Origin of the sequence: Clostridium sp. OM02-18AC (genome assembly GCF_003481825.1) — a bacterium.
GTDB lineage: Bacteria > Bacillota > Clostridia > Lachnospirales > Lachnospiraceae > Brotaphodocola.
The window spans coordinates 97113-123902 of record NZ_QULW01000008.1 but is presented as its reverse complement, the minus strand read 5'-3'; the positions used below and the strand labels follow the sequence as shown (position 1 = coordinate 123902).

The 26790-nt window shown below is 49.9% G+C and carries 21 protein-coding genes and 1 tRNA gene; 4 read left to right on the top strand and 18 right to left on the bottom strand.

What is annotated here, in order from left to right:
* The 3 genes from hydE to hydF are packed head-to-tail and all read left to right on the top strand — an operon-like array spanning nt 1 to nt 3840.
* Complete coding sequence (gene hydE, locus DXB18_RS07580; RefSeq protein ID WP_118706938.1) at nt 1-1053, top strand: [FeFe] hydrogenase H-cluster radical SAM maturase HydE; 1053 nt, start codon at nt 1-3, stop codon at nt 1051-1053.
* Between the two features lie 49 nt (nt 1054-1102).
* Nucleotides 1103-2557: a [FeFe] hydrogenase H-cluster radical SAM maturase HydG gene (hydG, locus tag DXB18_RS07575; RefSeq protein WP_118706936.1), complete on the top strand. Its 1455-nt coding sequence runs from the start codon at nt 1103-1105 to the stop codon at nt 2555-2557.
* A 29-nt stretch (nt 2558-2586) separates the two neighbouring features.
* Nucleotides 2587-3840 (top strand): [FeFe] hydrogenase H-cluster maturation GTPase HydF, encoded by a 1254-nt coding sequence (gene hydF / locus DXB18_RS07570; RefSeq protein WP_118706934.1) that lies wholly within the window; start codon nt 2587-2589, stop codon nt 3838-3840.
* A 560-nt stretch (nt 3841-4400) separates the two neighbouring features.
* Here hydF and DXB18_RS07565 read toward each other — a convergent pair.
* From DXB18_RS07565 to DXB18_RS07520, 10 genes are all read right to left on the bottom strand, one after another.
* Nucleotides 4401-5270, bottom strand: a complete 870-nt coding sequence (locus DXB18_RS07565; RefSeq protein ID WP_118543746.1) for a protease modulator HflC — start codon at nt 5268-5270, stop codon at nt 4401-4403.
* Nucleotides 5270-6541, bottom strand: a complete 1272-nt coding sequence (gene hflK, locus DXB18_RS07560) for an FtsH protease activity modulator HflK (protein ID WP_243103268.1) — start codon at nt 6539-6541, stop codon at nt 5270-5272. Before hflK ends, DXB18_RS07565 begins: the two co-directional genes overlap by 1 nt.
* 200 nt (nt 6542-6741) lie before the next feature.
* Nucleotides 6742-7569 carry a hypothetical protein gene (locus tag DXB18_RS07555; RefSeq protein WP_118543747.1) on the bottom strand — a complete coding sequence of 276 codons (828 nt, stop codon included), beginning with the start codon at nt 7567-7569 and terminating at the stop codon, nt 6742-6744.
* Between the two features lie 26 nt (nt 7570-7595).
* Nucleotides 7596-8771, bottom strand: coding sequence for an ABC transporter permease (locus DXB18_RS07550; protein ID WP_118706933.1), 1176 nt, complete (start codon nt 8769-8771; stop codon nt 7596-7598).
* Nucleotides 8755-9462 (bottom strand): ABC transporter ATP-binding protein, encoded by a 708-nt coding sequence (locus tag DXB18_RS07545; protein WP_118543749.1) that lies wholly within the window; start codon nt 9460-9462, stop codon nt 8755-8757. The genes DXB18_RS07550 and DXB18_RS07545 overlap by 17 nt, the downstream gene beginning before the upstream one ends.
* A gap of 99 nt (nt 9463-9561) precedes the next feature.
* Nucleotides 9562-11391: an HlyD family efflux transporter periplasmic adaptor subunit gene (locus DXB18_RS07540; protein ID WP_347560870.1), complete on the bottom strand. Its 1830-nt coding sequence runs from the start codon at nt 11389-11391 to the stop codon at nt 9562-9564.
* Between the two features lie 13 nt (nt 11392-11404).
* The gene (locus DXB18_RS07535; protein ID WP_118706929.1) at nt 11405-12502 is read right to left on the bottom strand and encodes an S-layer homology domain-containing protein; all 1098 of its coding nucleotides are present in this window, start codon (nt 12500-12502) and stop codon (nt 11405-11407) included.
* A 160-nt stretch (nt 12503-12662) separates the two neighbouring features.
* Nucleotides 12663-12736 (bottom strand) — tRNA-Asp (locus DXB18_RS07530).
* A 135-nt stretch (nt 12737-12871) separates the two neighbouring features.
* A complete protein-coding gene (locus DXB18_RS07525; RefSeq protein ID WP_118706927.1) occupies nt 12872-13348 on the bottom strand; it encodes a flavodoxin in 477 nt (158 codons plus the stop codon).
* 18 nt (nt 13349-13366) lie between these two features.
* Nucleotides 13367-14110 carry a carboxymuconolactone decarboxylase family protein gene (locus DXB18_RS07520; RefSeq protein ID WP_118543753.1) on the bottom strand — a complete coding sequence of 248 codons (744 nt, stop codon included), beginning with the start codon at nt 14108-14110 and terminating at the stop codon, nt 13367-13369.
* A 242-nt stretch (nt 14111-14352) separates the two neighbouring features.
* Between DXB18_RS07520 and DXB18_RS07515 the strand changes: the two genes are divergently transcribed.
* Nucleotides 14353-14799, top strand: a complete 447-nt coding sequence (locus tag DXB18_RS07515) for a MerR family transcriptional regulator (RefSeq protein ID WP_118543754.1) — start codon at nt 14353-14355, stop codon at nt 14797-14799.
* A 119-nt stretch (nt 14800-14918) separates the two neighbouring features.
* Here the strand turns inward: DXB18_RS07515 and DXB18_RS07510 are convergent, their stop codons facing one another.
* From DXB18_RS07510 to DXB18_RS07475, 8 genes are all read right to left on the bottom strand, one after another.
* On the bottom strand, nt 14919-16406 hold the full coding sequence (locus DXB18_RS07510; protein WP_118543755.1) for a glutamate synthase subunit beta: 1488 nt from the start codon (nt 16404-16406) through the stop codon (nt 14919-14921).
* Between the two features lie 12 nt (nt 16407-16418).
* Nucleotides 16419-21002: a glutamate synthase large subunit gene (gene gltB, locus DXB18_RS07505; protein WP_118706925.1), complete on the bottom strand. Its 4584-nt coding sequence runs from the start codon at nt 21000-21002 to the stop codon at nt 16419-16421.
* 456 nt (nt 21003-21458) lie between these two features.
* A complete protein-coding gene (locus tag DXB18_RS07500; RefSeq protein ID WP_118533218.1) occupies nt 21459-21725 on the bottom strand; it encodes an HPr family phosphocarrier protein in 267 nt (88 codons plus the stop codon).
* Nucleotides 21726-21789: 64 nt separating this feature from the next.
* Nucleotides 21790-22455: an epoxyqueuosine reductase QueH gene (locus tag DXB18_RS07495; RefSeq protein WP_118706923.1), complete on the bottom strand. Its 666-nt coding sequence runs from the start codon at nt 22453-22455 to the stop codon at nt 21790-21792.
* Between the two features lie 46 nt (nt 22456-22501).
* Nucleotides 22502-23632 carry an RNA polymerase sigma factor RpoD gene (gene rpoD / locus DXB18_RS07490; protein ID WP_118543758.1) on the bottom strand — a complete coding sequence of 377 codons (1131 nt, stop codon included), beginning with the start codon at nt 23630-23632 and terminating at the stop codon, nt 22502-22504.
* A 100-nt stretch (nt 23633-23732) separates the two neighbouring features.
* Complete coding sequence (locus tag DXB18_RS07485) at nt 23733-24671, bottom strand: YegS/Rv2252/BmrU family lipid kinase (protein ID WP_118706921.1); 939 nt, start codon at nt 24669-24671, stop codon at nt 23733-23735.
* 33 nt (nt 24672-24704) lie between these two features.
* Nucleotides 24705-25820 carry an A/G-specific adenine glycosylase gene (gene mutY / locus DXB18_RS07480; RefSeq protein ID WP_118706919.1) on the bottom strand — a complete coding sequence of 372 codons (1116 nt, stop codon included), beginning with the start codon at nt 25818-25820 and terminating at the stop codon, nt 24705-24707.
* Complete coding sequence (locus DXB18_RS07475) at nt 25807-26787, bottom strand: biotin--[acetyl-CoA-carboxylase] ligase (protein WP_118706917.1); 981 nt, start codon at nt 26785-26787, stop codon at nt 25807-25809. Before DXB18_RS07475 ends, mutY begins: the two co-directional genes overlap by 14 nt.
* Between the last annotated feature and the right edge of the window lie 3 nt (nt 26788-26790).

The following is a 26790-nucleotide window of genomic DNA, read 5'->3' as shown; positions in this document are numbered from 1 at the left end:
ATGACGAACCTTTTTGCCCTCATTGATCGTTTGACCGGACGTCACACCCTAAAGCAGGAAGAATACCGCGCGCTGGTGGAAGGTCAGACGAAAGAACTGGCAGACTATGCTGCAAAAAAAGCCGATGCCCTGCGCCGCAAAATTTACGGCACCGGTGTCTATGTGCGCGGACTGATCGAGATTGGAAATTACTGCAGAAACGACTGTATCTACTGCGGCATCCGCAGATCCAACACAAGCTGCGACCGCTACCAGCTCACGAAAGAACAGATCTTAGAATGCTGCGAAGAGGGATGGAATCTAGGTTTTCGCACCTTTGTGCTGCAGGGCGGCGAAGGCATTGTCCCGGTACATGAAGTCTGCAGCCTTGTTAGCGAGATCAAGGAGCGCTATCCGGACTGCGCGGTAACGCTCTCCCTCGGAGAATGCTCCCGGGAGGAATACCAGCAAATGTTTGATGCAGGAGCGGACCGGTATCTGCTCCGCCACGAGACTGCAGACAAAGCGCACTACGAAAAGCTGCATCCAGCATCCATGTCCTTTGATAACCGGATGCGCTGCCTGAAGGATTTAAAGGAGATTGGTTATCAGGTGGGCTGTGGGTTTATGGTTGGTTCTCCTTACCAGACCGCAGACTGCCTCTCGGAGGATTTAAAATTTATCGAGGCCTTTCAGCCCGAAATGTGCGGTATTGGCCCGTTCATCCCGCAGAAAGATACTCCTTTCCGTGATATGCCGGCAGGAACCGCAGACCAGACGATCTATCTGCTCTCTCTCATCCGGCTGATCAAACCGAATATTTTACTTCCTGCGACCACAGCCCTTGGAACCATTGATCCCAACGGCAGGGAAAAAGGCATTCTGGCCGGTGCCAATGTAGTCATGCCGAATCTTTCTCCGGTATCTGAGCGCAAGAAATATGCGCTTTACGACAATAAGATCTGTACCGGGGACGAATCGGCCCAGTGCCGCTCCTGCTTAAACCGCCGTATGGAATCCATCGGCTACTCCATCGTCACCGCGCGCGGCGACATCATACTTGAAAAATTCTGACGGAAGGTTGCTAAAATGCTTCCAACCGCAAAGAAAGGAAGAAAACAATATGGCTATCTACAATCCCAAATCTTTAAAAGCAGAGGAATTTATCAACCACGAGGAAATCCTCAACACCATCCGCTATGCGGAGGAAAACAAACACAACATCACTCTGATCGATGAAATCCTGAAAAAAGCAAGACCCGTCAAAAGTACCGATGGCACTCAGACCCACTGTGCCGGACTTTCCCACCGGGAGGCATCCGTCCTCCTTGCCTGCGACATTCCGGAAAAAGTTGCCCAAATGTACCAGCTGGCAGAAGAGATCAAGCAAGCATTCTATGGCAACCGTATTGTGATGTTCGCTCCGCTTTATCTTTCAAACTATTGTGTAAACGGCTGTGTATACTGCCCTTACCATATGAAAAACAAACACATTGCCCGCGTCAAGCTGACCCAGGAAGAAATCAAAAACGAAGTCGTTGCCCTGCAGGATATGGGACACAAACGCTTAGCCATCGAGGCTGGGGAAGATCCGGTCAACAACCCGATCGAGTACATTCTGGAGTCCATTAAGACCATCTACTCCATCCACCATAAAAACGGCGATATCCGACGTGTCAACGTCAACATTGCTGCCACGACCGTAGAGAACTACCGGAAATTAAAGGAAGCCGGGATCGGCACCTACATCCTGTTCCAGGAAACCTACAACAAAAAAAGCTATGAAGAGCTTCATCCAACCGGTCCCAAGCACAACTATGATTACCATACCGAAGCGATGGACCGCGCCATGGAAGGCGGGATCGATGACGTTGGTCTCGGAGTTTTATTCGGTCTGGAAGGATACCAGTACGAGTTCGCCGGACTGATGATGCACGCCGAGCACCTGGAAGCCGTGCACGGTGTCGGCCCGCACACCATCAGCGTTCCGCGTGTCAAACACGCCGATGATATTGACCCGGATGCGTTTGATAACAGCCTTGCCGATGACATTTTCGAGAAGATCGCAGCCTGCATCCGCATCGCAGTTCCGTACACCGGCATGATCATCTCCACCAGAGAGAGTCAGGAAGTCCGCGAAAAGATGCTGCAGCTGGGCGTCTCCCAGATCAGCGGTGCTTCCAGAACTTCCGTCGGCGGCTACTGCGAGGAGGAACGTCCGCACGATTCCGAGCAGTTCGATGTCTCTGACCAGCGTTCTTTAGACGAGGTTGTTGACTGGCTGATGCAGCTTGGTTTCATCCCATCCTTCTGTACTGCCTGCTACCGGGAAGGCCGTACCGGCGACCGCTTTATGAGCCTTTGCAAGAATGGTCAGATTTTAAACTGCTGCCATCCGAATGCACTGATGACACTTACCGAATATCTGGTGGATTACGCAAGCGAGGAAACGAAACAGCACGGCTTTGCTCTGATTGAGAAAGAGCTGGAAAAGATTCCGAAGGAAAAAGTACGCGAGATTGCAAGAAAGAACATCGAAGATATAAAAGCATCCAACCGCCGGGATTTCCGGTTCTAGGATCAGATTTTCAAAAGAGGTAACGAACTATGAGTTTAAATGACAAAGTATCTGCCGAACGTGTACACATCGGCTTTTTCGGATTACGCAACGCCGGAAAATCCAGCGTTGTCAACGCTGTAACCGGGCAAAGCCTGTCTCTGGTCTCCGAGACCAAGGGCACGACGACTGATCCGGTCCAGAAAGCCATGGAACTTCTGCCCATCGGCCCGGTTGTCATCATCGACACGCCAGGCATTGACGATGTGGGAGCACTGGGTGAAATGCGTGTAAAACGTGCCTTGCAGGTTCTTGACAAAACCGACATTGCCATTCTGGTGGTGGACTCGGAAAAAGGACTGCAGCAGGCTGACCGGGAACTTTTGAAGCTTTTCGATGAGAAAAAGCTTCCCCATATCACGGTATACAATAAAATGGACCTCATCTCCGTTCTGCCCTCCGCAAAATCAGCGGACGTGCCACCGGCACATTCTCGATATGCAAAGCAAGAAAACGAGATCTGCGTCAGCGCTAAAAACGGCGATCAGATTCAGGAGCTGAAAGAACTGATTGGAAAGCTTGCCACAGCTGTTTCTTCCGAAAAGAACGAAAAGCGTATTGTCGCTGATCTGATCCGGCCACAAGACCTGGTTGTCCTGGTCGTTCCCATTGATTCCGCTGCCCCAAAGGGACGGCTGATCCTCCCCCAGCAGCAAACGATCCGCGATGTCCTGGAATCCGGTGCCATCTCTGTGGTTACCAGGGAAACCGAGCTGTCCCAGACCTTGCGCTCCCTGGCAAAAAAACCGGCACTGGTCATCACCGACTCCCAGGCTTTCAAAAAAGTGGATCAGGAAACGCCTTCCAATGTCCCGCTAACCTCATTTTCCATTCTCTTTGCCCGCTACAAAGGAGACTTGAAGGAAGCGGTACATGGAGCCGCGCAGCTGGATAAACTGCAGGACGGTGATACAGTCCTGATCTCCGAAGGCTGCACCCACCACCGGCAGTGCGGTGACATTGGAACCGTAAAGCTGCCCGCCTGGATCCGCAGCTACACCAAAAAGGAATTAAACTTCGTGTTCACCTCCGGCGGGGAATTTCCAAAAGATTTGTCTCCTTACGCGCTGGTTGTCCACTGCGGCGGCTGCATGCTGAACGAACGGGAAATGAAGTCCCGGATTGCACGCGCCGTCGCGCAAAACGTGCCGGTCACCAATTACGGGATCTGCATCGCACAGGTGCACGGGATCCTGAAACGCTCCGTAGGCATGTTCCCGGATGTGGAGGCGGAGCTGCAGTAAACATTTTAGCACAGTAAGTCGATTAGAAGGTCCGGGCGTGTACGAGTCTGACTTCCTCCATTTTCACATATCGTTGTTCGCTTGCTTTCGCTGACACATGTTCGCCTGCATCGGATTACATCCGCTGCATTCGGACATGTGTCCTCAAGAGGCGAAACAACTGATATGCTGAAAATTCCAGAAGTCAGACTCATACACGCCCTACTTTTTTGGCACCGCTGCGTACGAAAAAGCCTGCAACCATTACTGATTTGGCCGATAGTTATCCTATTTTCGTCATTTCAGTAATGGTTGCAGGTTTTTTATATGTAGTGGAGCCAGTACAGTAGAAAGCCCCCGCCCCGCCATACGTAAGCGCATTCTTTTAGCCTGTTGCAGCCCGTTTTGTGAGCATAGCGATCGTTTCGGAGCTCTGTCTGAGCGAACGCAGTGAGCGAGTTAGCGGAGGAACGATCAATCGGCGGCGGAGCAAAACGGGTGAAAACAGGCGTGAATGCGCTTACGTAGGGGGGGGCGGGGGCTTTCGAACTTATGTTATTTACTGTGCAATATCGTTTATTTTAGTATCCGTAGAAGATCTGCGTGATCGGCGAGCTCTTGTCGAGGATCAGGGTGTTGTTTCCGTTCTTTAAGGATGCTTTCGCTGCATCCAGGGAGCGGACAAAGTTATAAAAATCTGCCTTGCTGGCATCATTGTAGGCATTGGACAAGATCTGCATGTACTGCGCCTCGCCCTCAGCCTTGATCTTCTCTGCCTCTGCATTTGCCTCTGACTTCATGACTGATACTTCTTTCGTGGTATCGTTTTTGATCTTCTGTGCGGAAGAATTGCCCTGTGCGGTGTAAGATGCCGCAATGTTGTTTCGCTCGGAGATCATGCGGTCATACACGGACTGCTTATTGTCATCCGGCATATCCAGGGATTTCGTTTCCACGGCCAGAACCTCAATCCCATAACCATCCAGTGAGGTACCGATGTTGTCCTTGATATCCTCCGCAAGCTTTCCATCGCGATTCTCGATGATTTCGGTCTGATCCATATTGGAAATGACGGATTTCATAGAGGAAAAGACGGAGGCCGCGATGCGGGACTGTGCCTGTGCTACCTGCCCGTTTAAATGGCGGGTAAACAGGACCGGATCGGATATTTTCCAAAGTACGAAAGCATCTGCGATCATACTCTTTTTATCTTTGGTGATGACATCCGATTTCGGGATATCATAGATCTGCAGCGCACGCGGAATGGTAGAACTGGTCTGCATCAGCGGGATTTTCACGGATACACCAGGGGTATCAACCACGCGCACGATCTCGCCGAACTGGCGCACGATCGTATACTCGTCCGGATAGGTGATGACCAATGCACTTCCTGCCACAAACAATGCTGCTACAAGGATCAGGCCGCTAAAAGCTTTTACGATTTTCTTCATCACTGGTTTCCTCCTTCCGTGTTATCCTGTACTCCAGCACTGCCAGAAGTACCGGATGCGCTGCCACTACCGGATGTGCTGCTATTGCCGGATGCACCGCTGTTCTTAGACGCAGTACCGTCTGAAATCCCCGCTCCTGCTGCTGAAGATTGCATGGATGAAGTGAAGCTGTCCAACGGCAGCATTTTCTGGGTTCCGCTCTCATCCACAATGTAAACCTTCATGGACGGAAGCACATCCTCCATCGTCTCGTAAAACATACGCTGTTTGGTGATGAGCGGATACTTGCTGTACTCAGTATACATCTGCTCAAAACGCGCTACCTGGCCCTGCGCCTCATTGATGCGGGCTTCTTTTTCTGCCTCTGCGTTCTTGATGATCTGGTCGCATTCTGCCTCTGCCTGCGGAATCTTCTCATTCCGGTCCTTATTGGCATTATTGATCGCAGTTTCTTTTCCCTGCTTTGCGTTTTCCACGTTTTTGAATGCGCTTAAGACTTCATCGGTCGGCGGGAATGCATCCTGGATCGTGATGTTGACCACTGAAAGACCGATATCCTCCGCGATCATGCGGTTGGTCAGTTTTTCTTTGATTTCTGACTGGATCACGGCTTTTCCAGTGGTGATGACATCGTCCACATTATAAATGCCAACCGTGTCGCGGATATAAGACTGCGCCAGCATTTTCAGCGTGGACTCCGGGTCTGAAGAAGCGTACAGATACTTTACCGGATCATTGACCATGTATTCCAGATAAAAATCCGTGTTAACGAAATTGAAGTCCTTGGTGATCATGATGGATTCCTCATCCACGGACTCGCTGGTTTCCGGGATATAGCCGATCGGCATGCCTTTGATTCCCTTGGAAACCATACGGACATTCTGAATAAACGGAATCTTAAAATGCAGGCCGGCCTGTGACTCGGCCTGCGGACTTCCAAGTGTCGTCACCACAGCATAATTTTCTTCATCCAGCATGTAATAGCTGTTCATGGCAGCAAATGCCACGACCAGAACCACCACTGCTGCTCCTGCATTCCGGAAAAGCTTAAGCTTCTTCTTTTTCTTTTTTACCGGATTGCCATCGGAATCAAAGCGCTCCGGTTCCTGCTCTTTACTGCCGTCTGGCTTTCCTCCCGCCTCTCCCTGGTTCTGCCAGCTGGTTTTGTTTGTTTTTTGCCGCTGGCTCTGCTGCTTCTGTTTTAACTGTTCTTCCATCTGCCTGCGCAGAAAATCGAACGGATCCTGTCCCCCAAATGGATTCTGGTTCATAGCGTTCCTCCTTATTTTATATTGTGCGCTCGTTCTCGTGACTTCGTCACTCGATTGCCTCGCCGTCCGCTATATTATCTATCATACCATAAAGTGGCGGGATATTCTATTGAATCTGAATACAGCTTTCCCGGAATACATGATAAAAAATTTGCCGGTCACAGACGTGAACTTCTCTGAACAGCAAAAAGGACGCCGACTCACACATCAACGTCCTTCTCTTTATCTTCTACCCATATACCATTTTCATCCATATAATAATATTTTCCCGGTTCTGTCATGATCCATCCGGTCTGCATGACGCCGTCTGAATCTGCGTAATACCAGTTTTCATTCCAGACAAACCAGCCGGTTGCCAGCTGGCCACTGTCTCCGAGATAGTATTTTTTCCCGTCCCGTTCCTGCCAGCCGGTAAGACGGTATCCCTGCTCATCGAACAGATACCAGCTGGCTTCGATGAGCTGCCAGCCAGCTTCCAGATACGTTCCGTCTACCAGCTGGTAGCGGCTTCCTTCCAGGTAATTGCGCCATTTTCCATCTGTATAGCCGATCACCTGTTTTGCCCGGTAGTCCACATCCGGGGAACCTGTCCAGGAGCCGGCTTTGACGTAGGCCTGTTCGCTGACTTTGGGAGTTGCACGCACAACAAAGAAATAGGTGTGCAGATCATTCATGTAGGCACTGAAATCGCAGGAGGTTTCTCCAGTGCGCCTGGTTATCACACACTCGGCTTCCTCCAGGCTTTCATCATCGAAATCCACCTTGCGCCAGTTGTCCTCGTCCCGCTCCATATTGTCCGCAATGTATAGTTTCACCTGGTATTCATGGGCTTTCTTCACAGAGGACCACTTTCCGGTGGTGTCAGTCTCCCACCAGACATGCTCCGGCGCGCCGAGATATACGGTTTCCACGGCTTTATCGGAGGCATATGCGGATATATCCGGGCACACTGCAGTCAGGAACAAAAGCAGCAGCATTGCCGCAAATTTTCCCGGTTTTTCATATTTTTTCGATTTTTCCTGCTTCATCAATCTCTTTGCCTCCTTTCCTCTTTTTACTCACTCCTAAGTGCGTCGATCGGATTTAATTTCGCTGCCCGGCTTGCCGGCATATAGCCGAATAACAGTCCGATTCCCACAGACACACTAAACGAAACGATCACCGCCATGGGGGTTGGCGCGGCATTTAAGCCTGCCAGGGTTCCGATCGCTGAGGTAGCGATACTTCCAAGCAAAATCCCGATCACACCGCCCAGGGAGCTTGTCACTGCTGCCTCGATCACAAACTGCTGCATGATCACGCTTCGTTTCGCTCCCAGGGCTTTCCGGATTCCGATCTCTCTTGTACGCTCGGTTACCGATACCAGCATGATGTTCATGACACCTACACCCGCAACCAGAAGGGAAATCCCGGCGATGCCGCCCAGTCCTGCCGACACCATGGCGATCATACTGTTTAAGGAATCCAGCATCTCACTCATGGCCGTCACCGTATACAAATCTTCATTTTTGAATTTTTCGTAAAGAAAATCTTCGATCAAAGTCTTTTTTTCAGAAGCTGCGGATAAATCCTGAATGGTAAACGTGTAGTTGTTGATGCTGGCATTTCGCGCCATCTTTACCGCACAGCTGTATGGCATGATCAGAAAATCATCGGTTCCGCCTTCTTCCAGGTCATCGCCCTGCTGCTCCACAACCCCGACGATCTGAAATGCATAGCCATTGACCTTGATCGTCTCCCCGTAAGCTTTCTCGGCACTTCCATACAACTCGTTCGCCACATAGGTGCCGATCACACAGACCTTATGGCGGGCTGTGATATCGGCATACTGGATATTGCGCCCATAACTCAGGCTCCAGTCTTTGATGCCCAGATAATCCTCACTGACACCGTTTATGGATGTAGCCGTCATGGAATCCGTGCCGTTTTTTACGGTTCCGCTGATGTTCACCATCGGAGTCATATGATCGAAGTTCTCCGTATTTTCCTCATAAAACGTATACATTTCATCTGCCGATACCGACCTGGACGGAAGATTGATCAGATTCACCGTGATCTGGTTTGTTCCCATACTGGCAAAGCTTTCTGTCATATAGGACATATAAGCGTTCACCAGACTTACAAGAATGATCACCGACGCCACGCCAATGATAATGCCGAGCATCGTCAGAAAGGATCGCATCTTGTTGCTCCAGATGCTTTTCATCGCCAGTTTAAATGATTGCAGCATAGTCTTTCACGTCTCCATTAAAATTAATCTTTCCATCCTGGATCCGGACCACATGCTTTGCCTCTAAGGCAATGGAATTGTCGTGGGTGATCATAACGATGGTGTTGCCTTCCTCATTGAGTTCCTTCAAAAAGTTTAATACTTCCCGGCTGGTTTTGGAATCCAGCGCTCCTGTTGGCTCATCCGCCAGGATCAGGGACGGGTTTCCAGCCAGCGCACGTGCAATGGATACTCTCTGCTGCTGGCCTCCAGAAAGCTGGTTTGGCATGTTTTTCCATTTATCTGCCAGCCCTACCCGCTCCAGGGAACGCATGGCGCGCTCCCGTCTTTCTTCTGCCGGAACCTTTGCATACAGCAAAGGCAGCTCCACATTTTCCAGCAGATTGGATTTTGGAAGCAGGTTATACTGCTGGAAAACGAATCCGATCATGCGGTTTCGGATATCTGCCAGCTGGTCATCGCTCATCTGGTCTACATCTTCGCCGCCCAGAAGGTAACTGCCGGATGTTGGTACGTCCAGCGCCCCAATGATGTTCATAAGCGTGGATTTTCCGCTTCCGGATTTTCCCACGATCGCCACGAATTCCCCGCGGAAAATAGTCAGAGAGATGCCATCATTGGCGCGGACTTCTTCATCTCCCATATGATAAATTTTATAGATATCTTTTAGTTCGATCAGAGGTTCCGCCATGTCTGCTCTCCTTTTCCATTTTTACATGTACGGCAGGTCCATCGCACGCAGTCTGCTCGGCAGCACAAAAGCCTGCTCATGTCTTTTTTCATCATAGATTTACGGCATGCCTCCACGGTTACCGCCTCCATTGCCTCCGCGGTTTTCTCCCTTCTGGCCGCCACCGCCGCCGTTTCCGCCTGGAGCGCCGCCCATTCCGCCGTTAGGACCGCCCATTCCGCCCATCTGGAACATATTGGTGGAATTGTTTGTTGCAGCATCGACGTAAACCTCGTCGCCTTCTGACAGTCCGCTTGTGATCTGCACATAATCGTCATTGCTGATTCCGGTTTCCACTTCTACTGCTTTAAAACCGGCCGGTGCATTTCCCTTCTGCTCTGTCACGCTGTCATCCCGCACATAAACGCGGTTGCCGCGCATCAGGGAATCGACCGGGATCATCAGTGCATCATCCACCTGGTCGAGAATGATGGTTCCGTCCACATTCATGCCAGGAAGCAAATCCCCAACCTCATCCAGCGTAACGGTAACCGGATAGTTGGTGACACCGTTTGACTGGGAGCTCTGCAGGCTGATGTTCGTTACCTTGCCCGTAAAGGTCTTGCCCTCGATCGCATCTGCTGTGATATTCACGGACTGTCCAACCTTTACACGGCCCACATCAAGCTCATCCACCGACATTTCAAATGTCACCTCTGACAGATCATAGATCACAGCCAAAGTCGAAGTGGAACTGCCGGAACTGCGGTCGATCTTATCGCCTGCTTTCACGGTCTTGGTGATCACCTGACCGGATATAGGCGCTGTAATGGTATAATTATCGTAGGTTTCCTGCTTGTTGTCGGCATTGCTCTGCGCAGACTCAATCTTTTCCTGCGCCTGGTCTACCGCATCCTGATAGGATTCCAGGATATCTTCTACATCTTTGCTCTTGATCCGAAACAGCGGGGTCCCGGATGTCACATAATCTCCTTCATGGACCAGAAGTTCTTCCACCTCCAGACTTCCGTTTCCGGTGACCGATGCCTTCATGGTTGTATCGGTCACCGGTTCAAAGGTTCCCTCACTGCTGCACACAAATTCCCCGATTGTCACCGTGGCGCTGTGTGAAGTGGTAAGCCCGCCCGGATTGGCCACTTCCATTGTGACATAGCGGACCAGACGGCCGCCGTCCAGCACCTCATCCATATTGCTGACAGCAGTTACCACACCTGAAAGCTGCTCCTCTGTATCTGTCAGCGTCACAGCCGCCTGGTTTCCCACTGCGATCGCAGCTGCCTCACCCGATAAAAACGGCACCTTTAATTTCATGGTCTGGTCATTGTAAAGCTCTGCCAGATCTGTGTTGGAACCAACCTTATCACCAACCTGGATATTCAGCTTCTTGATAAATCCGGTTCTGGTTGACTTATATGTATTTCCGCTGTAATCACGAACGGCTTCCTGATAGTTCTCCAACGCCTGCTGGTAATTTTTATTGGCACGCTGCAGGGAATTTTCCGAGGATTTCAGATCGGATTCCACGGAAGAAGAATCGATCTGGTAAAGCACCTGTCCTTTTGTCACCTGGTCGCCTTCCTCAAAATCCGCAGTCAGCACCGTTCCCTCCACCAGGGACGTGATCGTGTAAGTATCTTTGGGGGAGATCGTGCCCGATGAAGTCAGCTCGGAAGTCAGGGTTCCTACGGTTGCCGTGGCTGTTTTCTGTTCCCCGGCTTTTGTGCCGGTCAGCTTTGTCTTTGTGCTGTGACTATTCCAGAAGATGCCTCCGCCAGCAAGCACAGCCACACCCAAAAGTGCAAGCACGACCCGTTTTTTTCCAATTTTTCCCTTAAGGCGTTTTCCGCCTTTGCCGTTTTTCCCCGCCCCCGTTTCCGTTTCTACATTGGAAGCCGTTCTTCTAAATTTAGCTGATATTTTCTCAAACATATCCGGTCTCCTTTTAATCTTCCACATAATCTACAACCGTATAGGTCGCATCGCCATTGGAGTTTTCACTCTTCTCACAGATCAGGGTAACCCGGTCTCCAACGCGGATAGAACCGTAAACAGAGAACGCAAACTGCATTTCCGAACTGCTCAGCTTATACTCCTGCCCGTCATCTAACGTGATAGACGTCGGCGGCATGACATCGCTGGAGCTGTAATAAATATTTTCCACGGTTCCACGCACCGCACAGCGCCCGGTCTGCACGTCCTCGTCCGCAATATAAGCCCAGATGGTCTTTGCCGTCTGATTATAGTAAATAACCACGTAACTGCTGGAAATATAACTTTTCAAAGCTTCGTAACTGGAAGCATCCCCATTTACAAAGATGCTGGCTTCCTGCACATTAAATGGAACATAATCTCCAAGCTGGGATCCCTTCTTCACGACCTTCGGTCCCTTCAGGTTGGTATCCGCAAGTCCGAGCGGGTTCACCTCGCCGTCGGAATTCAGTTCACAGCCAAGCACAGTTGCATAGGCTTTTCCGGTTGTTTTGCTATCCGTCTTCAGCAGATTATAAAACAGGTTGATGCAATCCGTGCGGGTTAACACTTCATTCGGCTTCCGGTCCAGATTTTCGTTTAACTCCAACGCATAAAACTTCGCCATGCGGGCACTGGAAAGATTGCTGCCAAAGTCCTCGCTGGTATAACCAAGGAGCACCAGGATTCCCCTGGCCGCCTCCTGCATGGTAATGGGCTGGTCCGGCTTGTACAAACCACCAAGATAGCCGGTCACCCAGTTCTGCTCTGCAGCGATGCGGATACTGGAAGCATACTGGGCAGTAGCCGGAACATCGGCATAGACGGAAACATTGCTGGTGGTCGGAAGATAATCCCGGTATGTGGATGCCTGCACCAGCATATTGGCAAATTCCGCCCTGGTAATCTGTTCATTCAGCCCGGTACTGGTGTTGTTCATAATTCCGGCAATGCCGACTACTTTTCTCCGGTAATCCATATTGTTATCCGCAGCCAGTGTGGTCATGGACGGCAGGATCAGCATTCCCGCTGTTACCCCTGCCATCACGGCCGCAAGCTCTCTCATCCTCATAACATGCTCCTCTCTGAATCGGTCTTTCGTTTTTATAAACATATCAGGAGAATGTGTTCATTTTGTGAGAGAATCGGGATTTTTTTGTGAGGGAATTTCAAAATCCGATCTGATTTTGAAACAAAAAAAGAGGAGTCCGCAAAAGACTCCTCTAAAACAGCGACCCGGATGGGGTTCGAACCCACGACCTCCGCCGTGACAGGGCGGCGCTCTAACCAGCTGAGCCACCAGGCCATTTTATAAATTGTATGTATTGCTCATGCAATAACAACATTATATAAGATGACCTTTCTCCTGTCAAGCGTTTTTTTAGGGACCTCCAATTTTCATGCCAATGCTTCTTGATTTTTCAGAATATTTACAGTTTCTTTACAGCGACTTCACCCAGTCTTTTAAGTCAGCTTCCTGGACTCTTCCGTTTAACAGGCGGCCTTCCACGATCTGGGCCGATGCGGAAACACTGTTTTTCAATGCAGAGGCCGTCTTTCCAAAGCCGCTTCTGCCAGAGGTCGCAAACAGCACGATCTTCTTGCCGGAGAAGTCATACTGCTCCAGAAACGTGTTGATGATAGTCGGTGCAACATACCACCAGATCGGGAATCCAACAAATACGGTATCATACTGATCCATATGTTCTACTTTATTCGCGATCTCTGGTCTGGAAGACGAGTCTGCCATCTCCACACTGCTGCGGCTCTTTTTATCCATCCAGTTTAAATCCGCACTGGTATACGGTACTGCCGGTTTGATCTCATGAAGGTCTGCGCCTGCTGCCTTAGCAAGCACTTCCGCTACTTTTCCAGTCACTCCACTTGCTGAAAAATATGCTACTAATGATTTTGCCATGATGTTTTCCTCCTTTGATTACTCACCCAGCTTTGCGTATACTTCATCGGTTACCGGCTCCAGCCATTCATTGGATGTTTCCTCGCCTGGGCACTCAACTGCCAGATGGGAGAACCAGCTTCCGGCCTTCGCACCATGCCAGTGTTTTACCCCGGCCGGAATGGTAACGACATCACCCGGCTTTAAGCTCTGTGCCGGTTTTCCCTCTTCCTGGTACCAGCCCTCGCCGTCTACGCAGACAAGAAGCTGTCCGCCGCCGGATTTCGCGTGATGAATGTGCCAGTTGTTGCGACATCCCGGTTCGAAGGTTACGTTTGCGATAAATACGGTCTTTTTCGGATCGGTCAGCGGTTTTAAATAGCTGTTTCCGATAAAGTATTTTGCATAAGCCGTGTTCGGCTCACCCTGTCCGAAGAAGCCGCCGTGCTCCTCTTTGCCGCAGTCATCCTGGTATACTTCCTTTGCCATGCGGAATGCAGCCCAGGCATTCGGCCATCCTGCGTAAAATGCAATATGGGTCAGGATTTCTGCCATCTCGGTTTTTGTCACACTGTTCTTTCTGGCGCTCTCCAGATGATATTTTAAAGAGCTGTCCACAATGCCTTTTCCGATCAGTGCGGAAATGGTGACAATAGAACGCAGCTTTAAGGAAAGCTTGTCCTCTCTGGACCATACCTCACCAAAAAGAACATCGTCGTTTAACTGTGCAAATTTCGGTGCGAAATCATTTAAGGCATCTCTGCCTGCTGTCTGTTTTACCATACGAATCATCCTCCTGTTCTTCTCTGAAATCCACGCGGGCATATTTCCAGCCCCTGCTGTGTATTATATCCCCTAAAGTTGACTTTACGTCAAGCGTTTACTGATATTTCAGGCATTTCTTGAGTACTAACCGTTTACTCCTGATTAAGAGAATGGTTGACTTTTCTTCTCCCCCATGCTATCGTAACCTTAACTATAACTTTAGGTTTGAATCATTTATTTTTATATAGAGGAGAATGTACATGTATACCATCGGACAGGTATCGGAGATGTTCCACCTTCCCATCTCCACCTTACGCTATTATGATAAGGAAGGACTTTTCCCGTATTTAGAGCGTACCTCCGGCATCCGCCGCTTCAGTCAGCGCGAAATCGATGCGTTGCACCTCATCGAATGCCTGAAACGTGCCGGTGTGGAGCTGAAAGATATTAAGCAGTTTATGGAATGGTGCGCAGAGGGACCATCTACCTACCAGAAACGCAAGGTCTTTTTTGAGCAGCAGAAAGCCTCAGCAGAAAAAGAAATCGAAAAAATGGAGCGCGTGCTCGATATGCTCCGTTTCAAATGCTGGTATTACGACCAGGCGATCGCAGACGGAAATGAAGATCGGATCCACACTATGATGCCAGACAAATTACCGGACGAAATCCAGAAAATCTATGACCATGCACATAAAGATGCGGAATAGGCTGTGCTGTGCGCAGCATCACCAAACAAAAACAGGACCAGGCAAAATCAAAATGCCTGATCCTGTTTCGTTTTCTTTCATTGCATATCGGGAAGTGCCTGTGGCACATCCACTGCTTTTTATGCCAGATTCGTATATCCCATCAGATATTTATCGACTTCTTTTGCCACATCGCGCCCCTCATGAATGGCCCATACGACCAGGGACTGTCCGCGGTGCATATCGCCTGCCGTGAAGACTTTCTCGACATTCGTTGCGTATTTCCCGGCTTCGGTCGCCACGTTGGTGCGTGCATTTAACTCCACGCCAAACGCATCGGCTACATATGCCTGGGCACCTAAAAATCCTGCTGCGATCAGCACCAGATCTGCCGGTACTTCCTTCTCGGAGCCCTCCACCGGCACCATGGACATGCGTCCGGTCTCCGGGTTCTTCTCGGCTTTCAGGCTCACTAAGATGGCTTTTACCAGCTTCCCGCTCTCATCCTTCACAAACTCTTTCACGGTTGTCTGGTAGATGCGCGGGTCATGACCAAACACGGCAATGGCCTCTTCCTGGCCGTAATCGGTCTTTAAAATGCGCGGCCACTCCGGCCAGCTGTTGTTTTCGGCGCGTTTTTCCGGAAGCTTCGGCATCATTTCCAGCTGGGTCACAGATGCGCAGCCATGACGGATCGCGGTTCCGACGCAGTCATTTCCGGTATCACCTCCGCCGATGACGATGACGTGCTTATCCTTCGCGGAGATATAATTGCCATCCTCTAAATTAGAGTTTAACAGGCTCTTGGTGGTAGATTTCAAGAAATCTACCGCAAAGTAAATGCCCTCTGCGTCACGCCCCGGCACATTGATGTCTCTCGGGTTGGAGGCTCCGCATGCAAGCACAATACTGTCATACTCTTTTAAGAGCTTTGCTGCCTTGTAGTTCTTTCCGACATTGGCCCCGGTGACAAAGGTCACGCCCTCTTCTTTCATCACGTTGATCTTACGGTCAATAATCTGCTTTTCCAGCTTCATATTCGGAATGCCGTACATCAGAAGTCCGCCAACCCGGTCTTCCCGCTCAAACACGGTTACATTATGACCGCGCTTATTTAACTGGTCTGCCGCAGCCAGTCCGGACGGACCGGAACCGATAACGGCGATCTTTTTGTCGGTACGCAGCTTCGGCGGTCTCGGACCTGCCTTGCCGGTTTCGTATGCCTTCTCAATGATGGCGTGCTCATTTTCCTTGATGCTGACCGGACTTCCGTTTAAGCCGCAGGTGCAGGCTGCCTCACACGGAGCCGGGCAGACACGGCTGGTAAATTCCGGGAAGCTGTTGGTCTTCTTTAAGCGGTTGTAGGCCTGCGCCCAGTTGCCGGTGTATACCAGATCATTCCATTCCGGCACCAGGTTATGGAGCGGGCATCCGGATACCATGCCGTTCATCATCATGCCGGACTGGCAGAAGGGGACGCCGCATTCCATGCAGCGTGCACCCTGTTTTCTTTGCTGTTCTTCGGTCAAAGGAGTGTGGAACTCATTGAAATTCTTGATGCGCTCCAGTGGTTCTGCCGCCTTGCCGTTTACTCTGTCATATTCCAAAAATCCTGTTGGCTTTCCCATCGTTACTCCTCCTTACTTTCTCTGGTTTGCGTAGAATGCCTCGATCTGCGCCTGCTCACTGCTTAAGCCCTTCTCTTCCATCTGCACAATGGTATTCATCATGCGGCGGTAGTCATGAGGCATTACCTTCTTGAATTTCGGCAGGTACTCGCCAAAGTGATCCAGAATTTCTTTTCCGCGCTCGGAGTTGGTATATGCCACATGTTCCTGGATCATCTCTTTTAATTCCTGGACATCGTACTTGTTGGTTACTTCCTCCAGGGAAACAAGATCTTTGTTCAGGCGCTTATAAAAATCGCGTTTTTCATCCAGCACATAAGCAATACCGCCGCTCATGCCGGCTGCAAAGTTCTTTCCGGTCGGTCCGAGTACAACCACGCGGCCGCCGGTCATATATTCACATCCGTGGTCACCAACACCCTCTACGACGGCGGTTGCACCGGAGTTTCGGACACAGAAACGCTCACCCGCGACACCGTTGATATACGCCTTGCCGCTGGTCGCTCCGTAAAGAGCCACGTTGCCGATGACGATATTTTCTTCTGCCTTAAAGTTTGCTGCTTTTGGCGGATATACGATCAGCTTACCGCCGGATAAGCCCTTGCCGAAATAGTCGTTGCTGTCGCCCACCAGTTCCAGGGTAAGCCCCTTCGGAATGAACGCACCAAAGCTCTGTCCGCCGCTGCCGTTGCACTGGATCGTGAAAGTATCCTCCGGCAGTCCGTCCGGATACTGTCTGGTGATTTCCGAACCGAAGATGGTTCCCAGGGTACGGTCTACGTTGGAGACATCGATCTGGAGGCTCTTCTTCTGTCCCTTGTTCAGGGCAGTCTTTAACTGCTTTAAGAATACCTGCTCATCGATCGTCTGATCCAGCTTGAAGTCGTATTCCAGCTTATCGCGGTAGCCGCGGAAATGCACACCCTCATACGGATTGTCAAGGATATTGCTTAAATCCACTTTGTTTGCACGCTCAGACGAAATGTGTTCCTTCTTCTTTAAGAAATCGGTACGTCCCACCAGCTCATCTACGGTGCGGACACCCAGCTTTGCCATGTATTCGCGCAGCTCCTGTGCCACAAAGTGCATGAAGTTTACAACATACTCCGGTTTGCCCTTGAAGCGTTTTCTCAGCTCCGGGTTCTGGGTCGCAATGCCGACCGGGCAGGTATCGAGGTTGCAGACACGCATCATGACGCAGCCCATGGTAACAAGCGGAGCGGTCGCAAAGCCAAATTCCTCCGCACCCAGGATGCAGGCGATTGCCACATCACGGCCGGTCATCAGCTTACCGTCGGTCTCAAGGATAACTTTATCGCGCAGGCCATTCATGATCAGGGTCTGGTGTGCCTCAGCCACGCCAAGCTCCCACGGAAGTCCGGCATTGTAGATGGAGTTTCTCGGCGCCGCACCGGTACCGCCATCAAAACCGGATACCAGGATGACCTGTGCGCCTGCCTTTGCAACACCGGCTGCCACGGTACCAACACCAGCCTCGGATACCAGCTTGACAGAGATCCTTGCGCGGGTGTTTGAGTTCTTTAAGTCATAGATCAGCTGGGCCAGATCCTCGATGGAGTAGATATCATGGTGCGGTGGCGGGGAAATTAAGCCGACACCGGTTGTGGAGTGACGGGTCTTTGCCACCCACGGATAAACCTTTCCGCCCGGAAGCTGTCCGCCCTCACCAGGCTTTGCGCCCTGCGCCATCTTGATCTGGATCTCCTGTGCACTGACCAGGTAACGGGAGGTTACGCCAAAACGTCCGGATGCCACCTGCTTGATCGCAGAGCAGCGGTTATTGTTCTTCGGTCCCGGAACCAGACGGTCCAGACTCTCGCCGCCCTCACCGGTGTTGGACTTGCCGCCCAGACGGTTCATGGCGATCGCCAGCGTCTCATGTGCTTCCTGGGAAATGGAGCCGTAAGACATTGCACCGGTCTTAAAGCGCTTTACGATGGAATCGACACTCTCAACTTCATCGATCGGGATGCCGCCGTTCTCATCGAAATTAAAATCGATCAGGCTTCGCAGGTTGATGGTCTGCTCCTCCTCATTGAGCACATGGCTGTACTCTTTGAAGATCTCATAATTTCCGGTCCATGCCGCCTGCTGCAGCAGATGAATGGTGCGCGGATTGTACAGATGCTCCTCCTGGCCGGAACGCTCCTTGTGACTTCCCACACTTTCCAGCGTCAGGTCAACGTCCAGTCCCAGCGGGTCAAATGCGGTGGAATGCAGCACATCCACGTCGTTTGCGATGTCTTCCAGCGTGATGCCGCCCACACGGCTGACCGTGTTGGTGAAGTACTTGTCGATGACTTCTTTGGAAATACCGATCGCCTCAAAGATCTGTGCGCCCTGGTAAGACTGGATCGTGGAGATACCCATCTTGGAAGCGATCTTTACAATGCCGTGAAGCACTGCAGAGTTATAATCATTGACTGCTGCGTAATAATCCTTATCCAGCATTTTCGTCTCGATCAGGTAATGAACCGATTCCTGCGCCAGATATGGGTTGATGGCACTGGCACCAAAGCCAAGCAGGGTTGCAAAGTGATGTACCTCTCTCGGCTCGCCGCTCTCCAGGATGACTGCCATGGAGGTTCGCTTTTTGGTTTTTACCAGATGCTGCTGCAAGGCAGATACCGCTAAGAGTGACGGGATCGGCACATGGTTTTCATCGATGTCGCGGTCAGACAGGATGATGATGTTGACACCGTCGCGATGCGCACGGTCTACCTCCAAAAATAACCGGTCAATGGCTTTGGCCAGAGAGGTATTTTTGTAATAGGTAATCGGGATTACTTCAACTTTAAATCCCAGTTTCTTCATATATTTAATCTTCAACAGATCAGTACAGGTTAAGATCGGGTTGTCCACCTTTAAGATGTGGCAGTTTTCCGGAGCTTCCTCCAGAACGTTGCCTTCCTCGCCGACATAAACCGTAGTGGATGTTACGATCGCTTCACGGATCGCATCGATCGGCGGGTTCGTTACCTGCGCGAAGAGCTGTTTGAAATAGTTGAACAGCGGCTGATGCTTTTTCGAAAGCACGGCAAGCGGGCTGTCAGCACCCATGGCAGATACCGCCTCGGCACCGTTCAATGCCATCGGCAGGATCATGGTCTTATACTGCTCATAGGTGTAGCCATAGGTCTTCTGCAGCTGTGCACGCTGCTCTTTTGTCAGTTCCGGCACGCCCTTATTCGGAATCGGCAGATCCTTTAAGTCTACCATCTGGGCATCCAGCCATTCCCCGTACGGCTGACGGGATGCATAACGGAGTTTTAACTCCTCGTCTCCAACCAGCTCGCCTTTCACGGTATCGATGAGGAGCATCTTGCCAGGTCTTAAGCGTTCTTTCTTAATGACATGGGACTGGTCGATGTCGATCGCACCAACCTCAGAAGCCAGGATCACCTGGTCATCGTCTGTAATATAATAGCGGGACGGACGCAGACCGTTTCTGTCCAGCACGGCACCCATGACATCGCCATCGCTGAACACGATGGATGCAGGACCATCCCACGGCTCCATCATGGTTGCGTAATAGCGATAGAAATCCTTTACCTCCTGCGGCATGAACCGGTCATGCTGCCACGGAGCCGGAATCAGGATCATGACTGCCATCGGCAGCTCCATACCGCTCATGACCATAAACTCCAGGGCATTGTCCAGCATCGCGGAGTCGGAACCTTCCTGATTGATGATCGGCAGTACCTTGTACATGTCGGATTTGAAGAATTTTGTCTCCATGTTCTCCTCACGCGCCATCATCTTGTCGACGTTGCCGCGGATGGTATTGATCTCACCATTATGTACGATAATGCGGTTCGGATGGGCACGCATCCAGCTCGGATTGGTGTTGGTACTGAAACGGGAATGCACGGTTGCGATTGCGGACTCGTAATCCGGATCCTGCAGATCCTCAAAGAACTGGCGCAGTTCTTTGACCAGGAACATACCTTTGTATACAATGGTGCGGCTGCTCATGGATACAACATAGGTATCATCGTTACTCTGCTCAAACACACGGCGTGCTACATAAAGACGACGGTCGAAGTCCAGTCCCTTCTCCACGTCCGCCGGCTTTCCGATGAAGCCCTGCATGATGTAAGGCATTTTTTCAACGGCCTTATCGCCAATCTTCTCCGGGTGGATCGGAAGGGTTCTCCAGCCAAGAAACTTCAGTCCTTCTTTCTGGACGATAACCTCCAGCATCTTTTTCGCCTGGTTTCTGGCGAGTTCATCCTGGGGGAAGAAGAACATGCCGATGCCATATTCACGCTCGTCGCCAAGCTCGATGCCAAGCGGTTTTGTCACTTTCTTAAAGAACTTGTGGGAGATCTGCAGCATGATGCCGACACCGTCTCCGGTCTTTCCTTCTGCGTCTTTCCCGGCGCGGTGTTCCAGATTCTCTACAATGTGGAGGGCCTGCTCCACGGTGCGGTGAGTCTTGATGCCTTTGATATTGGCTACGGCACCGATACCGCAGTTGTCATGCTCAAAACTCGGATCGTAAAGACCCGGAAGCACGATCTGGGAAGCAGATTCGTTGGGGGATTTTGTTAAGGTTCTCTGATCGCTGTCCATAATCATTTCCTTTCCTGTAAAATCATCGGATGCGCCATTGGCGTCTCCCTGGCAAACAACGCAATGGTTTTATTTCACAAGATGTCTATGAAATAAAAAAGGGCACGAAAATTCTTTTTTCGAATTTCCGCACCCTTGCGTTTTGTTTTATGTCATGATTTTTGTATTGCCTTTTTAAGCTGTTACGATAATACTACACTTTTTCTCATTTGTAAATTCCTTTTTTATTTTAAATTGTCAGATTATTTGTCATTATCCTTAATTCATGTAATTTATCTGTCAGTTTACCGTATTTGTTTCATCAACCCTACATCACTGGCGCCTCCCAGATATGAACTTACACGGAAAAAGAATTGTTTCATAGGACGCATTTTCCCACGAAAGGAAAAAGGTACTTTCCAGAATTGTGTTCCGGAAAATACCTTTTCTTTATTTCTTTATGTGTACTAAGAAGACTTACATCTCGCCAAGACCGCTCTCGATTGCCTTGCTCACGGTCTCCATAGCTGCTGCCTCGTCCTCACCGTCGCAGATCAGGGTGATCTCGGTACCGGATTTGATACCTGCTGCCATTACGTTTAATACGCTCTTCGCAATGATTCTTTTCTCGCCGCACTCAATGATGACATCACATTTGAATTTCATAGCAGTCTGAGATAAAACTCCTGCCGGTCTTAAATGTAGTCCAGACGGATTTACAACTGTTAAATTCTTACTAAGCATAGTTCACGTCTCCTTTAGAATTGGTTTCAATCTGTATAAATTTTATTACAAATCACGACAAGTGTCAAGGCATTGTGCCGATCTGTGATTCTTTTTTTGTCGTTGCTTCCCGCTGCTGCTGTTCCAGTTTTGAGAAGACACATCCGCAGTAATTCTGCCGGTAAAGTCCATATTCTGCCGACAATTCCACAGAACGTTTGTATCCGTTTTTCTTTTTAAAATCAGACGGAAGATGTTCCACTTTATAGATTCCGGACAATTCTTCTCCGATTTCATTTAGCTTCTGTGCATTTTTCAGCGGACTGATGGTCAGTGTTGTGGCAAAATAATCATAACCGCCTTCTTCTGCCATTCTCGCTGTTTCCTCAAGCCGCAGGCGGTAACACCGGAAGCAGCGCTCTCCGCCCTCCGGAACTGTTTCCAGACCCTTGCTGAAAGCATAAAAGCGCTCAGGTTCATAATTTCCCACAACCAGATGAATCGGATGTCTGACCGGTAATTCCTGAATCAGATGTTTTTGTTCCGCCACCCGCTTTTCATATTCCTCCTCTGGAGAAATATTGGGGTTATAATAAAATACCGTGATTTCAAAATAATCGGAAAGATATTCCAATACATAACTGCTGCATGGAGCACAGCAACTATGTAAGAAGAGCCGGGGGACCCGACTCTTACTCTGATTTTCCTTTATGACTGCTTCCAGCTCACGCTGGTAATTTCTGCGGTTCATAATTCTGACCTCTCTGCTGCGCAGTTCTTCCGCTCTGATCTGGGTTTTACAGGAAATCCCGAATCCGCTTGCTTCGTACCGGATTACGCAGCTTACGGAGTGCCTTCGCCTCAATCTGACGAATTCGTTCACGCGTTACATTAAACTCCTTACCAACTTCCTCCAGAGTACGCGGGTGTCCGTCCTTCAGACCAAAGCGCAGTTCAATAACCTGGCGTTCCCGGTCTTTTAAGTCCTTTAACAGCGCGTCAATGTGCTCTCGGAGCATCACATTTTCCACGTTGCCCTCCGGAGTTACCACATTGCTGTCTGCAACGAAATCGCCCAGATTGGAATCGTCTTCCTCACCGATCGGAGTCTCCAGAGATGCTGGTTCCCTGGCGATCTGCATGATCTCCATAACTTTGTCCTCTGACATCTCAAGCGCATCTGCAAGCTCTGTCACAGACGGCTCATACCCCAGTTCCAAAGTTAACTTTCTCTGCATCTTGGACATTTTGTTGATGGTCTCAACCATATGCACCGGAACACGGATCGTTCTGGCCTGATCCGCGAGTGCACGGGTTACAGACTGTCTGATCCACCAAGTCGCATATGTACTCAGCTTATATCCTTTTGTATAATCGAACTTCTCGACACCTTTAATCAGACCAAGGTTACCCTCCTGAACCAGGTCAAGAAAGCTCATGCCGCGGCCGGTATAACGTTTTGCAATACTTACAACAAGACGCAGGTTTGCCTCGATCAGACGTTCTTTCGCGTACTCATCGCCCTCTGCCTTGCGCTTTGCAAGGGTCAGCTCCTCCTCTGTCGTAAGCAGCGGAACCGTTCCGATCTCCTTCAGATACATACGGACCGGATCCTCTGTTCCAATACCCTCAAGCAGGTCTACTGCATCCAGCTCGATATCTTCGGAGTCTTTCATGAAGCTGTCATCCATATCTACATCATCGTCATCGAGAAGCAGATTGTCTTCTGCAAGGGCAGCATCGTCAATAACAGGGACTACGTCAATATTTTTGTCCTCGAGGAAACTGTAAATCTGTTCCATCTGCTCAGGACCAAGGTTATCCCCTTTGAAAAAGTCATTGATTTCCGTGATGTCCAATGCATTATGCTTTGTTTTGGCAACTTCTACCAGCTTTTTCAGCTTATCTAAAAAATTGTCTTTTTCCACAGTAACATCCTTTCATTTGAAGGTCTATGAAAGCCTACACATCAAATCATTATATAATATCCGGTGTCAGATTTCAACAATTATTTTCATTATTCTCCGCTTATTTTTCATTTTGTACACCATTCCGGCTTTTGGAAGACGACGGGCACAAAATCTCGATCTGCTGCTGCAGATTTTCTATGGACACCTCGGTTCTGGTTCCGCCAAATTCACCGTCCAGTACCCAGTCTACCGGCTCATATGCCTGGATATGCAGACTTTTGGTTTTGAACTTATAAACCAGCTCACTTTTTTCTTCTTCCCGCATCAAAAGACCGGTAACAATGCCGCTGAGTTCCAGAGGAGTCTTCGGAGTACGGATCAGAAGTACCTCAAACAGTCCATCATTCAATGCCACATCCTGGGTTACCAGCCCTTTAAAGCCACCAACGCTGACCGTGTTCGTGACCATGCCGTAGATAAATTCTCCTTCCAGCGTTTCTTCCGGACTTGTAATTTTCATCGGATACGACTTGATCGAAGCGAGGCTTTTCACCCCTTCCAGCACATAAGCCTGATGCCCCAGCAGATTTTTCTTATCCTGCGGTGTCAGATAGGATACTTCCGTGAAAGCACCAAATCCGGCTACATAAACAAAATACCGGTCCTTACAGAACCGTCCGATATCAATTGCGCCTGGTACTCCGTTTACTGCATTCAGCGCAGCCGGCATCATCTGTTTCGGCAATTTTAAGCTGGATGCAAAATCATTGGTAGAGCCGGCAGGAATATATCCCAGCCGCACAGGCTTTTTCAGTTCCATCATTCCCGAAATGACCTCATTGAGCGTACCATCTCCGCCGCTGCATACGATCAGGTCTTTCCTGGATCCATATTTGAGTACGGCATCACGTGCATCCAGTGCTTTCTGGGTCACGTAAACCTGGATCTGATATCCCGCGCCTGTATAGGCATCCAGAATATCCAGAAGTTTTAAACGGATTTTCTCTCTGCCCGATCTTGGATTAATAATCAGAAGCATCTGTTTTTTCTTAACCATAGGAATCGATCTGCCTCCTTCTCATCATTATCCTCATTTTATCATCTTTGTATACCTGCCAAACGCATTCGGCAGTGCATAGATTGTTTTCAGCTCATTCTTACCAGCTGCAATGTAACTGTCTGGAATTTTTTCCTTTAATTTTACCCGGTAGCCAATCATATGCCATTCTACGTGGGAAAAAATGTGTTTTGCCGGACCGATTTGTTCCAGTTCGACGATGTTCTCCGGATCCAGTCCAAAAGCCTCCGGCACGTCCTCCGCTTCCAGATACCCTTCGCAGTTTGGCAGTTCATAAAGCGATGCCAGAAGCCCGGTATCATCCCGTTTTTTCAATGCCACCTGACCGCCGCATTCCAGAATACACACCGTCTTATCTTCCAGACGTCTTTTTTTCGGTGGCGTTTTTACCGGAATTTCCGCGATCAGGTTTTGTTTTTTCGCCAGGCAGATGGATTCCAGAGGACACTCCCCACAGTGCGGCTGACCGTTTGGCACACATACAATGGCTCCAATTTCAATGAGTCCCTGATTGAAATGACTTGCCCGGTCCTTCGGCATCGTTTCGCGCAGATGCTGTTCCATCCACTTTTTGGTGGACACCTTTAAAATATCTTCCCGGCTGGCTGTCACCCTCGAGATCACGCGGAGTACATTTCCGTCTACCGCCGGAACCGGATGTCCAAATGCAATGGAAGAAATTGCTCCTGCCGTATAACTTCCGATTCCAGGCAATTTCAATAACTCCTCATACGTTTCCGGCATTTTCCCGCCGTACTCTTCCAGGATGATTCCGGCAGCTTTCTTTAAATTGCGCGCCCGGTTATAGTAACCGAGGCCCTCCCAGAGTTTCATCAGCCGGTCATCTTCCACCAAAGCCAGCGATTTCACATCCGGCAGCGCCTCAAGAAAGCGTTCAAAATATGGTTTGACCGCCTCCACCCTGGTCTGCTGCAGCATAATTTCGGAAATCCAGACCCGGTAACCTTCCGGATTTTCTCTCCATGGAAGAATTCTTGCATGCTCCTCATACCAGGAAAGCAACGGACCATTCATGGCCCGCAGCCTGGTATCCAGATCCAGCATTTCATTCTCGCGCTCAGCGACCTTCAGACGGTCATATAAATGTTTTGCATCATACATATCCATAAATTCCTCTTACCGACACCTCGCCGGAATTCACTTCCCGGATGGTGCCGTCTGCAAGCTCTACGATCAGCTCTCCTGTGTCATTGATCCCTTTGGAAATCCCTGTGTAATCGCCGCCAGGAGCAAGCACTTTCACTTTTCTTCCCACATTGACCAGTTCCTGATTATAAAGCTTTTTCAGCTGACTTAAATCCAGCGTCTCCTCGAATATCCGGTAATACTCCTCAAAGGCACACATAACGCCATTGATCAGCTCTGTCCGGCGCACCGGATGCCCCAGCTCCAATGCCAGTGATGTTGCAGTAGTCCGGATTTCTTCCGGGAATTCCGGTGTATTGGCATTGATGCCGATTCCAACTACCACATAACGGATAGCATCTTCCTCCGTACTCATTTCCGTAAGGATGCCGCAGACCTTTTTCCCATTTACTACAATATCATTCGGCCATTTGATCTGGCTTTCCAGACCCGTCGCATCTTTCACCGCTTTCTGCACTGCCATGGCTGTCAGAAGCGTCAGCATAGATGCATATGTCGGTGCAAAATCAGGGCGCAGCAGAAAACTGTGCCAGATTCCGCTTCCTTTTGGAGAACTCCAGCTTCGCCCTCTTCGTCCTTTTCCTGCAGTCTGGATTTCCGCCACTGCAAGCGTCCCGGAAGGGGCTCCCTGTTCCGCCATGCGGCGCACTTCGTTATTGGTAGAATCAATTTCCTCCAGGAATTTTACCGGATGCCCCAGCCACTTTGTTGTCAGTGCTGCACGGATTTCTGCTTCATTCAGGATATCTGCACTGTCATGCAGACGGTATCCGCGGTTGCGGACAGCTTCGATCTCATAGCCTTCTGATTCGAGCTGCCGGATTGCTTTCCAAATGGCTGTGCGGGATACCCCAAGGCGTTCACAGAGTTCCTGTCCGGAGACATAACCATCTGCCTCTTTTAAAAATTTTAAAATTTTGTCTTTCAAACC